General features: G+C 41.7%; 10 protein-coding genes. 7 read left to right on the plus strand and 3 right to left on the minus strand.

All coding sequences use genetic code 11. From position 1 onward, the window contains the following. Nucleotides 1-11 precede the first annotated feature (11 nt). The 7 genes from ACFFJH_RS02410 to ACFFJH_RS02440 all read left to right on the plus strand — a co-directional run bounded on the left by ACFFJH_RS02410 (nucleotide 12) and on the right by ACFFJH_RS02440 (nucleotide 10,109). Nucleotides 12-950, plus strand: coding sequence for an AraC family transcriptional regulator (locus ACFFJH_RS02410; RefSeq protein ID WP_390209777.1), 939 nt, complete (start codon nucleotides 12-14; stop codon nucleotides 948-950). A gap of 445 nt (nucleotides 951-1,395) precedes the next feature. Further along, on the plus strand, nucleotides 1,396-3,405 hold the full coding sequence (locus ACFFJH_RS02415; protein WP_390209779.1) for a PAS domain-containing protein: 2,010 nt from the start codon (nucleotides 1,396-1,398) through the stop codon (nucleotides 3,403-3,405). Further along, the gene (locus ACFFJH_RS02420) at nucleotides 3,345-5,222 is read left to right on the plus strand and encodes an EAL domain-containing protein (RefSeq protein WP_390209781.1); all 1,878 of its coding nucleotides are present in this window, start codon (nucleotides 3,345-3,347) and stop codon (nucleotides 5,220-5,222) included. Before ACFFJH_RS02415 ends, ACFFJH_RS02420 begins: the two co-directional genes overlap by 61 nt. 156 nt (nucleotides 5,223-5,378) lie before the next feature. Next, a complete protein-coding gene (locus ACFFJH_RS02425) occupies nucleotides 5,379-6,644 on the plus strand; it encodes an ATP-binding protein (protein ID WP_390209782.1) in 1,266 nt (421 codons plus the stop codon). 35 nt (nucleotides 6,645-6,679) lie between these two features. After that, on the plus strand, nucleotides 6,680-8,236 hold the full coding sequence (locus ACFFJH_RS02430; RefSeq protein WP_390209783.1) for an ATP-binding protein: 1,557 nt from the start codon (nucleotides 6,680-6,682) through the stop codon (nucleotides 8,234-8,236). Between the two features lie 2 nt (nucleotides 8,237-8,238). After that, on the plus strand, nucleotides 8,239-9,579 hold the full coding sequence (nosR, locus tag ACFFJH_RS02435) for a response regulator c-di-GMP phosphodiesterase, NosR family (protein WP_390209786.1): 1,341 nt from the start codon (nucleotides 8,239-8,241) through the stop codon (nucleotides 9,577-9,579). After that, complete coding sequence (locus ACFFJH_RS02440; RefSeq protein ID WP_390209787.1) at nucleotides 9,579-10,109, plus strand: response regulator; 531 nt, start codon at nucleotides 9,579-9,581, stop codon at nucleotides 10,107-10,109. The genes nosR and ACFFJH_RS02440 overlap by 1 nt, the downstream gene beginning before the upstream one ends. Before the next feature lie 99 nt (nucleotides 10,110-10,208). Here the strand turns inward: ACFFJH_RS02440 and ACFFJH_RS02445 are convergent, their stop codons facing one another. The 3 genes from ACFFJH_RS02445 to ACFFJH_RS02455 form a co-directional block, all read right to left on the minus strand. Beyond that, nucleotides 10,209-11,363, minus strand: a complete 1,155-nt coding sequence (locus ACFFJH_RS02445; protein WP_390209788.1) for a beta-ketoacyl synthase N-terminal-like domain-containing protein — start codon at nucleotides 11,361-11,363, stop codon at nucleotides 10,209-10,211. Nucleotides 11,364-11,733: 370 nt separating this feature from the next. Further along, the gene (locus ACFFJH_RS02450) at nucleotides 11,734-12,057 is read right to left on the minus strand and encodes a DUF2149 domain-containing protein (RefSeq protein ID WP_390209789.1); all 324 of its coding nucleotides are present in this window, start codon (nucleotides 12,055-12,057) and stop codon (nucleotides 11,734-11,736) included. Continuing rightward, entirely contained in the window at nucleotides 12,054-12,539 is a 486-nt protein-coding gene (locus tag ACFFJH_RS02455) for a MotA/TolQ/ExbB proton channel family protein (protein WP_390209791.1), read from the minus strand. The genes ACFFJH_RS02450 and ACFFJH_RS02455 overlap by 4 nt, the downstream gene beginning before the upstream one ends. Between the last annotated feature and the right edge of the window lie 18 nt (nucleotides 12,540-12,557).

The raw sequence follows: 12,557 nt of genomic DNA on the forward strand, positions 1-12,557 counted from the left end.
TATCTGCTCCTATGCAAAATAAAACACAGGATGCCAGTGTGAAGAGTATTTCGGATAGAACGATGACGACATCGTGCGACGACTCTGCCTATCTGCATCTACCGCAAACTCTCCTCGCTTCTTGCATTTTCTCGGGCGTCGAACGCAACACGCTTGGACGTAGCTTATCTGATCAGGATCGCTTCAATCATTATCCCGCCAGCCCTTTACCACAAATTAGTTGGATCTTTCAGGGACAATTGCACATGGTGATCGAAAACCATGAACGTATGCCAAGCTTAGGGCCAGCCTTGCCGAAGATCGTCGTCGCAGGGCCGCAAACCAAGCCCTGCGCCAGTTGGTCCCCCGGACCTGTGCATGCTTTGTCCGTCGCGTTTTATCCTGAGGCACTGGCGAAGCTCATTCAGTTGCCGATAAGAGATATCTGCAATCGAATTGAGCCATTGGAAGCCCTTGCGCCCCCCGCTTTTTTCGATTTGGCCAATGCGCTTTTTCATCAAAAAAGTAACTCCGTTTTTCACGCCTTGGAAACTTTACTACTGCCACTTTGGCAACAGCAAAGACAACATCACACGACCCCACTGCTTGGTGAATGGATACGCTCATTACTGACACGAGCCAGCTTTTCGGACACTGGCGTTGGACTACGTCAATGGCAGCGCCGTATCAAACAACTCACCGGGCAAAGTCAACAAGATCTTGATTGTTTTACTAAAGTCGAGGAAGTAATGCTACAAATTGTTGATGCGCCTAGCCAGAACACGCCTCCACTGGCGGACATCGCCGCTGCTTCTGGTTTTTCTGATCAATCGCACATGGGTAGATTGGTTAGACGGGTCACGGGCGCTTCACCGGCTCGTTTCCTACATTTACAACAACATGAAGAATCTTTTTGGTTTTATCGCCTTCTTGAAGGACACTTGCGACAAGCAAGACAAATTAATAAATAGTTAAAGCCAATTGCCAGTATGGGGTCAGGCTCGAATGGCACTTACTTAAGCCCTAAGTACATGAATTAAATCAGAAAAGCAGGCTAGCGTAATGGTAAGCTGCAGTCGTCAAACCATTGCCCCCATCACTTGACGCTAGCCAGCCCGTATATTGAATTTGTAAGCTGTGTGTTGGCGCACACTCAAATTTGACCCCCAACTGCGTTTACATGGTCAATTTTGGATGCGCGTCAACACCCATCGGGCAAAAATTTTTTCTCGCATCTTGCCTGACTTTGCATTTTGAATTTTTAGAGTTCCCTTGGAGAAAATAAACTTCAATTCAATAGACAGCGAATGTTGCTAATTTGAAAAACTTGCCATGTGGGACGGCAATAAGCTGCTAATATGGACTAAAAGAGAATTACTTTTAGATTCACATATGTGGTGTCTTGGAGCTCAAAAAATGATTGATGCAGATACTTTGGGTAAGAAATTTATCGCGAAGAATCAGTTATTTCCCATACTGATTATTGTGATGCTTGGGGTGTTGGGTATCTCAATTCACACATTATCAGGTCAACCTCAATATCCCTTTGCTATGCCTAATTTTTTGACTGGCTTTGTGATTGGAGTGATACTTTGTTTTGGTTCGCAATATATTTTTAGTGTGATTGTTGGCACCACCTTGGTGTTCGCGCTAACAAGCCTCGTACAGCCTTTTAATCAGATTTTGACTATTGACTTATTTGGGGTTTGTGCGATTGTCATTACACTTTATGTTTTTCGTAAACACTTAACACCATTCGCGTCTATTTCAAGTGTCCAAGATCTAATTAGATCGACAGGATTTATCTTTGTGCCGCTGAGTTTAATTACACCTTTACTCTTTCAATTATTTTCAGACTCAAGCAATAGCAGTTTTACGCAATCGTTACAGCATTTTTTTTCATATTGGTTAAGCCAATTGAATGCTTGTCTTCTTATTATTCCCCTCATCATGGAGTGGCGTATTGCGCAAGCTCCACTACTTAAATCGCGCAGTATAGCAATCACTCTTACGCTTAGTGCCATTGTTTTGTTGCTAGGGCAAATAGTTTTCTTTGAATGGTTTTCTATCACTATTGTCAAACCTTATTGGCTAATTTATTTTACTGTGAGCTTTGTTCTTATTACGCAGTCTGCGCGAATAATTCTTTTGATTCCGATGCTGATTACCTTACAAATTATGGTCAGCGCGATCTTAAAAATTGGATTTTTCGCTGATGACTTGGCGCAAACCTTTTTTCTGAATGCGAACATATTTATATTTGGCTACACCATGGCAGTACTCTGCGCTCTATATTTTCTGATCAATAATCAGATTTTGTGGCGAAAGCTCAAAGACACTATTACAGTACTTCGGCTAAAAGGAACTGCTCTTGATGCGATTTCTCAAGGTGTCGTTATTACCGATTGCGATAAGAAAATTACTTATGTAAATCAAGGGTTTCGAGAGCTCACTTTGTATAAGGACGAGCAACTGATCGGGAATAATTGCAATTTATTGCAAGGAGATGATAGCAGCGCGACTACCATTCATCAAATTCACCTTGGGCTCGAAGCAAGAAAAAAAGTCCACGTAGAGATTCTCAATTACAAAAAAAATGGTGAAAAATTTTGGAATGAGGTCAGTATTAGTCCCGTATTCACGGACGGCATATTGACTCAGTTTATCGGAGTGCAACAAGACATCACGTGGCGTAAGCAGGCAGAAGATGATGCGCGAATGGCGAAAATGGTTTTTGAGTATAATCGGAACGCGATCACGATCACGGATTCTGCAACAAAGATCATCGCAGTGAATCCTATGTTTACTGTCATTACCGGGTATTCAGCTGAGGAGGCCATAGGCAATACGCCTCATATTCTGTCTGCCGGATTGCATGACGATATTTTTTATAAAGAAATGTGGCGTAATTTGAATCAGTTTGGATTTTGGGAAGGTGAAGTTTTTAATAAGAGAATGAATGGAGAAATTTATCCACAGCATTTAGTTATTACTCGTGTGCTCGACTCTCGTGATCAAGTGACGAACTATATTGGTATGTTTAGAGATATCACGCAAGATAAACAACTCGAGGAAAAAATCTCAGATTTGCAAGAAAATGACCAACTCACTGGCATAAGAAATCTACCAAATCTAATCAAGTTAGCGACAGCCTATTTGGATGCTTGTGATCCTCAAGAATACCGTTCGAGTAAAAAAATAGCGACGCTTTTTTTGATCGATATCGATTTTTTTCAGAACATCAACGACACACTCGGCCACCATGTGGGCGATGTTGCATTGATCAAAATTGCGCAACTCTTACAAGAAATATCGGCTCCAGACTATTTTCTCGCTAGACAAGGTGGCGATGAGTTTGTTTTTTCTTGGCAAAGACTGATGTCAATGAAGCGAAACAATTTGCCAAACATATACTTCGACAACTAATGATACCGTTAGAGGTAGACGGTCACAGAATCAGTTTAACTGCATCTATAGGGGCTGCTAACTACCCGGAAGATGGCGAAAGTATACATGCATTATTAACCAGTGCGGATATAGCATTAAACCATGTAAAGAAAAATGGTAAAGCCAAGTATCAGCTATATGATCCTCAAATGTCGGAAAGGTTAAAGGAAAAAACATCGATAGAACTCGCTTTGGAATCATCGGCACAAAATGGTGAATTTGATCTCTACTATCAGCCAGTGATTGATATTGTTTCTGGCAGTATTTGCGGCTTTGAAGCATTAATTCGTTGGCGACATCCATCCATGGGACTAATTAGTCCAGAGAAATTTATTCCTATTGCTGAACAAAGTAGCAGTATTGTTGCGATTGGACGTTGGGTATTGCATCGCGCTTGCAGCGACATTCGATCTGCTTTGGATGCAGGGGTTCAGATGCCACCAATTGCGATTAACCTCTCGGGAAAGCAATTTTCGCAGATCAATTTGGTCGACGATTTAATGACCATCCTAGCTGAATATCAACTTGCACCAAAAAATCTAAGTATAGAAATCACCGAGGGGGTTTTGATGACCGACCCCATTGCGAGTAAGAATACCTTGGGAAAATTAAGAGATCTCGGTTTTTCTCTCGCTCTTGATGATTTTGGTACAGGGTATTCGTCGCTCAGTTATCTGAAAAATTTTTCTTTTGATAAAGTTAAAATTGACCAATCCTTTGTCCGAGAACTTTTAGTTAATAGCTCAGATGCAGCGATTGTTAAAGCCATTATTAATATGGGTCATAACTTAGGCCTCAGGGTGTTGGCAGAAGGCGTCGAAACAGAAGCGCAGTGTGTTTTTTTGCGAGACCAGCTGGTTGACGAGATTCAGGGCTATTACTTTTCAAGGCCACTCGAACGAGAACAAATGCGTCAGCTTCTCCATGATAATCGGCGGTTGGAATCGCATTTGATAAGATTTCCCCATATATCAAAAACATTGCTATTGGTTGACGATGAACAAAATATTGTATCGGCACTAAAGCGATTGTTGCGCCGCGATGGTTACGAGATATTGACGGCAAATAGTGGTGCTGATGGCTTGGCGATTTTGGCGTCTAATAAAGTCGACGTGATTATTTCTGATCAGCGTATGCCAGGAATGATGGGTGTTGAATTCTTGAGCCTAGTGAAAATAAATTATCCAGATACGATACGCATGATTTTGTCTGGCTATACTGAATTAAGTTCTGTTACCGCCGCAATTAACGAAGGTGCCGTATATCGTTTTCTAACTAAACCTTGGGATGATGATAGGTTGCGAGAAAGCATAAAGGAGGCATTCCAATATAAGAACTTTGCAGACGAAAATAAAAGACTTTCACTGCAAGCACAAGAGAGTAGTTTTGCACTCGCGATCGCAAATCGGCAACTCGCAGAAACAATCGAAAAGAAGCAACACCAGATCACAATACATACACATAGCCTTGATATTGTCAGAGAGGCGCTTCGTTATACACCTGTCGCTGTGCTGGGCTTAGATGAACAATATATGGTGGCTTTTATTAACGAAGCCGCCATTGCACTTTTTAAAGAGATTCCTTTGAATTTTGGTGATGAGTTGTTGTTTTGTTTTCCTGAGTTAGGGGAAATGATTGTGCGCTCTAGTGAGTCTTCACTTAATTCACTTTTATATAACAAACAAAAATTTATTGTCCGCTGGTTCAACATGGGAACCTCATCAACGAAAGGAAAAATCGTCACGATTTCCTTGGTTGCTAGTTTTCATGATGAGCTAAGCGCTACGAGTGCTTGAAGGTCTAGCCTGCCACTAGCACATTGAATTAAAAAAAGGCTTTTGATCAATATTCCCTTATTCGGTCTCTGCTCGAAAAGATAAATTATGACAGACCAAACTGATGCTTTTGAACAATTTGATTTTGATGATCTCGTTAGTCGTCCATCTAAGGGGTTGGGTTCTGATGCAGCGAGTAAATCGCCTTCTGATCGTTTGCAATATTTGATCGACAACACGCCGGCTATTATTTATACAAGTGTGCCAACAGGTGATTTTAAAATGACCTTTGTAAGCGCGAATGCGCTTAATGTACTTGGTTATCGCCCTGAAGAAATGATCGAGGATCAAAATTTTTGGTTTGAACATTTACATCCAGAAGATCGATCAGAGATTTTTTCGAGTTTGGCAATGCTGTTTTCCGAAGGGAAGAAAACATATGAATATCGGTTTTTAAGCAGTACCGGACAATATGTCTGGATGCACGATATGTTGAAATTGATACGTGATGAACGAGGAAACCCCATTGAAGTCGTTGGCTCACTCACTGATATTACCGAGCGTAAGTCAATGGAAGTTGCTCTGCAAAAAAAAGGGGAGGAACAACGTCTCTTAATCGCTCAACTGAACGAAGCGCAAGAACAACTTATACAATCAGAAAAAATGGCCACGGTTGGGCAATTAGCAGCCGGTGTCGCGCATGAGATTAATAATCCGATTGGGTTTATTAATTCAAATATGGGATCCCTAAAAAACTATATTGAGACATTATTTTCGGTGCTTGATCAATATGATCTCTTAGTTAAAAAATTTCCAGCTGGTCATGATGTCACCAAGCGATTTGAAGCTATTCAAGAAAAAGCGGATCTCGACTTTCTTCGTACTGATGTACAAGAACTTCTGGGTGAATCAATGGATGGTCTTAAACGCGTAAAGGATATCGTGCAATCTTTAAAGGATTTTTCGCATGTTGGGGAAGTCCAACTTATCGAAGCGGATATACATCACGGCATAGATAGCACCTTAAATATTGTAATGAACGAAATTAAATATAGCGCGACAGTGATTAAAGAGTATGGGCAGCTACCTTTAGTGAAATGTCTTATTTCACAATTAAATCAAGTTTTTATGAATATGCTAGTGAATGCCGCCCACGCAATGAAACAAATGGGGCAAATTACGATCAGAACTTGTCAACAAGATGATTGGGTCATCATCCAATTTATCGATAACGGTTGTGGCATTAGCCCTGAAGCACTACCACGTATTTTTGAACCTTTTTTTACGACTAAACCGATTGGCAGCGGAACAGGACTTGGATTGTCCTTGTCGTATGGCATTGTGAAAAAACACGGCGGACGTATTGAAGTTAATAGTGAAATTAATGTCGGTACGTGCTTTAGTATTTTTTTGCCTATCCATCCCGCTATTCAAGAAAACTAAAAGTCCCCAAGCTAATTGACGCCACGGAGCATACGTTGAATAAAGAGAACTCTCAAGAATCGAACAGTGAGCCTGATTCAATTACGCCAGCTACTCAAATATTGAATCGGGTTAATTGCAGATTGGAATCAACTGTTTCAATAAATGCGCTAAGTAACGATGTCCTTAGTAATCTAGGCATTGAATTAGCGCAATTTCTCGATAGCACACCAATCTGCACCATTGTGATCGACATGACCCACACTGTGACACATTGGAATAAAGCGGCTGAGTTTTTCTTAGGTTATTCTAGGGCGTCAATGATTGGCACTTCAAACCAATGGCGACCATTTTATGGGTATCCTCGTCCTATTCTGGCCGATTTGATTCTTGATCGTGAGATCGACGTCAAAGTCAATCGGCTTTATCAGGACAGGCTTGCTAAGTCTTCACTCATCGATGGTGCCTATCACGCTACCGATTTCTTTCCCAATTTGGGCGAGAATGGACTCTGGCTGCATTTTACTGCCGCCCCGCTATTTGATCGTGATGGAAAAGTAATGGGTGCAATTGAAATTCTTGAAGACATTACTGAACGTCGTGAAGCTCAGCATGCACTAGAACACGCCCACACCAATTTGGAGAGATTGGTGATTCATCGAACCAATCAATTGAAGGAGGCAAATAGTAGACTAGAATCGGATCTTCAATATAGACAAAGTATTGAGCACGAACTCATGACAAGAAACGCTGAGCTAATGAAGGTCAACCAAGACTTGTCGAGTGCGCAAGATAAACTCATGCAATCAGAGAAAATGGCATCTATTGGGCAATTGGCGGCGGGTGTTGCACACGAAATCAACAATCCAATTGGGTATATTTTTTCGAATATAGGCTCATTAGAAAAATATGTCGATAGTCTGTTTGAAATGCTTCGTTTCTATGAGTCCATAGAACATCAAATTAGCTCTGTCGAATCAAGAGAACAGCTAAAAAAAATGAAGGAGCAATTTGAACTGGCCTATTTAGTCGAAGATATTCCAGAGCTGATAGAACAGTCAAAAGAGGGTATCGACCGCGTTAGAAAAATTGTGCAAGACCTAAAGGATTTTTCGCGGGTCGACAGTAACTTAGAGTGGCAATGGGTCAATCTACACCCAGGATTTGATTCCACATTAAACGTCGTCAATAACGAAGTGAAATACAAAGCGGATGTGGTTAAAAATTATGGGGACATTCCAGATATAGAATGCCTGCCATCACAGATTAATCAAGTGCTTCTTAATCTGGTTGTAAATGCTTCTCATGCGATGGGGGATGAACGAGGTACTATTACCCTAACGACCTCACGAGAGGATGATCACGTCATTATCAAGGTAGAGGACAACGGTTCAGGCATTCCCCCCGAGCTATTAACGCGTATTTTTGATCCTTTTTTTACAACCAAACCGATAGGAAAAGGAACTGGATTGGGGCTGTCGCTTTCTTATGGCATTGTCAAAAAACACCATGGAGAATTATCTGTAGAGAGTCGTTTAGGAATAGGAACATGCTTCAAAATTCGCCTCCCAATTCAACAAAGCGATAAAAACATCACTTCAGAGAGTCAGTGATTATGGAAGACTACAATAAAATGTCTGCGCATTCTGATTTGCCGAAATCCACTTCGAAGCCGCGCATTTTGTGCGTTGATGACGAACCCAATATTTTATCTTCTTTGCGTAGATTATTTCGATCACAGGGCTATGATGTCTTGATCGCTAATAGTGGTGCCGAAGGTCTCTTACTGCTTGAAACAGAAGCAGTAGATTTAATTATTTCGGACATGAGAATGCCCGTCATGGATGGTTCGACTTTTTTGGAAAAAGTGAGATTGAAGTGGCCAGAAACAGTAAGACTGTTATTAACTGGCTATGCGGATATTCAATCTATTATTGATGCGATTAATCGCGGGGAAATTTATCGTTATATAACGAAGCCATGGGATGATCAAGACATTCAACTCATCGTCAAGCATGCATTAGAACGAAAGGAGTTGGAGCTTGAAAAGAAGCGATTAGAAGCATTGACGTTTCGTCAAAACGAGGAACTGAAAGAGCTTAACGCCACTCTTGAACAAAAAATTCTTGAGCGAACTAAAGAACTCCGAAATGCTCATGATCTCTTGTTGGGTGCAAATGAAAAATTAAAAAATAGCTTCCTGACTTCAATCAAAGTATTTTCAAACGTGATTGAAATGCGTGGCGGAAAATTAGCAGGGCATTCGCGCCAAGTGGCGGATCTTGCTAGAAAAATTGCGCAAAAATTAGAACTTGGCGCTGGCTCAATACAAGATATTTTTGTTGCCGCATTGTTAGCAGACATCGGCAAGATGGGGTTTTCAGATGAACTAATTAATACCCCTATAAGTCAATTAAACTCGGATCAATTGGGATTGTTTTATAAACATGCGGTTCGTGCAGAGCAGCTTTTATTACCACTAGATGATTTGCACGATGCAGCAAAAATAATACGCTCGCAGCACGAACGTTTTGATGGAAAAGGATTTCCCGATGGATTGATTGGTGAACAAATACCTTTAGGTGCCAGAATACTATCAATCGCAAAAGATTTTCATCAATTGCAGATCGGTACGCTAACCCCGAAGCGTTTGTTCCCAGATGACGCAAAGACGCTCATTATCAAGGGTGCAGGAAGTCGATATGATAGTCGGGTAATTGAAGGGTTCAGACGAGTCTTCAATGATAAGGACGTTGATTTAGCGACACAGATAGTCAAAGTTAGAAATTTGCTGCCCGGCATGGTAATAGCTACAGATTTGGTTTCACAAGAGGGAATGTTGCTTTTGCCAGCGAACTATGTTTTAGAGGAAACAACAATTGAAAAGTTAAGATTGTACGATGTTGCACGAGGCGGAGTTTTAACCGCACACATTCATACCAAAAGGAAAACATAATGCGCAGAATACTTCTTCTCGATGACGAAAAAAACGTTCTCGCCGCACTAACACGTAGTATTAAGCAACTGTATGCGACTAGTGAATTGGTAATAGAGAGTTTCTCCGACGCAAAACCTGCTATCGAGCGAATTGCAATGGTTGATTTTGATTTTGTCGTATCGGATTATCATATGCCCGGAATGAACGGCATTGACTTTTTACGTATTGTTAAGGAACTTCGTCCGGACACCATACGGCTAATGCTTAGTGCTTCGGCCGATTTTAGAACGGTAATGGAAGCAGTCAACGAAGCCGAAGTTTTTCGTTATATACCAAAGCCATGGATCTCCGAGGAACTAAAAGAAATTATCGAAGTCGCGACCCATCACCGAACACAAATAATCGAAGATAAACGTTTGGCCGAACAACGCAGAGAACAATTAAATCCTGTCAGTCCAGAGGAAAGAGAAATACGTCTATTAGAAGACATTGAACCTGGAATTACGAAGGTTAACTGGGAACCAGATGGTTCAATAAAAATCGACTAATATCTAGGAAATTATGCTAAGTAGTTACCTTGACCAAATTTTAGAAACGCGGTGGCTTTTGAAATTAGCTAACTTAATTGTGGTAGCACTTCTAACCAACTAGCGCGATAGCAAAATACTGACCGCATTCCCGCCAAAACCAACCGCATTCACGAGAATTTTTCTAATGTGCTTGCGAGGAGTTGTGGCTGGAATATATGGCACAGGTATAAAATGTTGATGCTGTAGCATGAGTGCCGCCATCTGCAAACTTAGTATGCCTGAGGCCCCAAGGGTATGCCCAATTTTCCACTTATTTGTCGTACACATTGGCTTCTCGTGTGAGAAAACCTGTTGAATCGCCTGCCACTCGTAGAGATCGCCTTTAATTGTTCCTGGCGCATGCATCACGATGACATCGATCTCGCTAGAATCGGTATCTTTGATGGCCATTCGCATTGACTTCTGAAAGCAAATTGCGGCCTCAGACATGCCAGTGCTGGTGAACGCATCATCCGTTGCATAGCCGACTTCATCAATGTACGCTATGGCAATCGCTTCTGGGTTAATGTCTAAGCAGGCGACGCCCGCAGCTTCACCTAACACCATGCTGTTATACGTTTTTGTCAGATCCAAGGCGCGGCAGGGATATTCTGCATCGTCCTTCGCATAAATCTTCAAAGCTTGCATTTGATGAAGCGTAAACGACGTGAGGGCAGCTTCGCTACCGCCCGCAAGAAATCGGGTCTCCATACCAGAACGCAGCCACGCGACGGCATTCAAGATGGCATGCAGAGAAGTGGAGCACGTGACCGATAACGAAGTGCTAGGTCCCGTTGCTTTAAGATCTTTTGCAACTGAACTTGCCAGATTGCCTAGCGTGGTCGTTGGTGAGGTATGAGGAGAAACAGCCCCTCCGTCTAAAAATGTCCTGTGATATGTCTCCAATTGTTGTGTCGCTCCTCTTGATGAGCCGAGAAAGACGCCGAATTGGCGATCATTTTCCCACTTCGCTTGCTCTATTGCCTGACGTGCGACCCACATGGCATTGATAACACTCGCATCAAGATGTTGGTACTGCGTATTTTCTGTACGAATCGATTGTAGTTGCGTTTGTAAATCATCAGGAATGCACGCCACGAACTGTGTTTCGCCGTTGATCAATTTCTTTTGAATATGCGTTTGTGAACTTTGATAATGACACCAAATTTCTTTAGGATTTGTTCCAAGTGCAGAAATAGTGCTGAGTGCCGTGATGGCAATTCTTGATTTCATATATAAGTTTGGGAAAGATAAAAGCAAATGCAATCAAGTCGCTCATTGCACAAACTTGAACGTAGAAAAAACGAACTCTAGTGGCTTGCACGTATGACTGCAAGTTATGAGAGGTAAAAGCTTTACCTTCATCAAGAATAATTTTGCGAGATGGCGACGGGTGTCTATGTATGCAATCAGTGCTGCTGGTTGATGTGGTTGTTGTGCTGTTTTGCTGTTGTGCACGCTGTGTCGTTGATGGTGTGAGAGACGCTTTGCTCTACTGTTATTACATCAAGCTTTTCAGAGATAAATTTGTGCGCCCAACTTTGAGCAGGTATTGGTTTTTTTAAGATACCTGCTCAAGTCAGCATGATGCAATGGTGATTACTTATTTATTGCTCTCATCCTCAGGCACATAAATAATTGAACCATCTTTTAATCGATAAGCCGTACCAGCTTTTGCGCCTTCACCTTGTCCGGCTTGTCCATTACTTTTATAACGTTCAATTTTTTGCCCTTGCTTCACTAAAATTTCCATGTTGGATTTGCCTGCGTTGCTAATGACCGTGACATCATTTTTAGCAAATGCATTGAGCATAGGATTTTTTGCGACGACAATTAATAAGGCTGCGATTAACACTAAGAATACGTCGATCAGGTTAACTACTGACAAAATTGGATCATCGCTTTCTGGTTCGTGAAGTAGCTTCATTTGATCACCTGTTGACGGACGTTTGCAATTTCCAACATCTCTTCGGCCAACCAACGGCGTCTGATATTGACGACAAAAAATGTAATGGATGCAGCGATTAATGCCAGAATCACAGCAGAAAAAGCGACCATCAAATTTTCGGAAACGGCCGCAAAATTGCCATCGGAAAGAGATTTCAATGCAGGTCCCATCGGGATCATGGTTGCAACCAAACCCATCATTGGAGCGACCCGTGTGACAATACGCTCGGTTTCCATTTGTTTGTGTGCGAATACATCCAGTTCATCGTCGCTCGCTGCGCGATGGGTTTCCCACCAGCGGTATAGTGGACGTGCTCCACCTCGACGTCTTTGCATGTATTCAATTAAAAATTTGCCGGCTACATAGCAAGAAAATAGAAATAGTAATGCGATTAGCAATAAAGTCGGGAGTAGAAAAAACTGACTCATTTGGTACATTGTTTGTTCAAGTGAAATTAACATAACTATCTTTCAAAAAAT

The organism is Affinundibacterium danionis, from assembly GCF_042432465.1.
In the GTDB taxonomy this organism is placed as follows: Bacteria; Pseudomonadota; Gammaproteobacteria; order Burkholderiales; family Burkholderiaceae_D; genus Undibacterium; species Undibacterium danionis.

Excerpts from the sequence above, each read along its gene's own strand:
- ACFFJH_RS02410 (WP_390209777.1), top strand. The coding sequence starts at position 12 with ATGCAAAATAAAACACAGGATGCCAGTGTGAAGAGTATTTCGGATAGA.
- ACFFJH_RS02415 (WP_390209779.1), top strand. The coding sequence starts at position 1,396 with ATGATTGATGCAGATACTTTGGGTAAGAAATTTATCGCGAAGAATCAG.
- nosR (WP_390209786.1), top strand. The coding sequence starts at position 8,239 with ATGGAAGACTACAATAAAATGTCTGCGCATTCTGATTTGCCGAAATCC.
- ACFFJH_RS02440 (WP_390209787.1), top strand. The coding sequence starts at position 9,579 with ATGCGCAGAATACTTCTTCTCGATGACGAAAAAAACGTTCTCGCCGCA.
- ACFFJH_RS02445 (WP_390209788.1), bottom strand. The coding sequence starts at position 11,363 with ATGAAATCAAGAATTGCCATCACGGCACTCAGCACTATTTCTGCACTT.
- ACFFJH_RS02450 (WP_390209789.1), bottom strand. The coding sequence starts at position 12,057 with ATGAAGCTACTTCACGAACCAGAAAGCGATGATCCAATTTTGTCAGTA.
- ACFFJH_RS02455 (WP_390209791.1), bottom strand. The coding sequence starts at position 12,539 with ATGTTAATTTCACTTGAACAAACAATGTACCAAATGAGTCAGTTTTTT.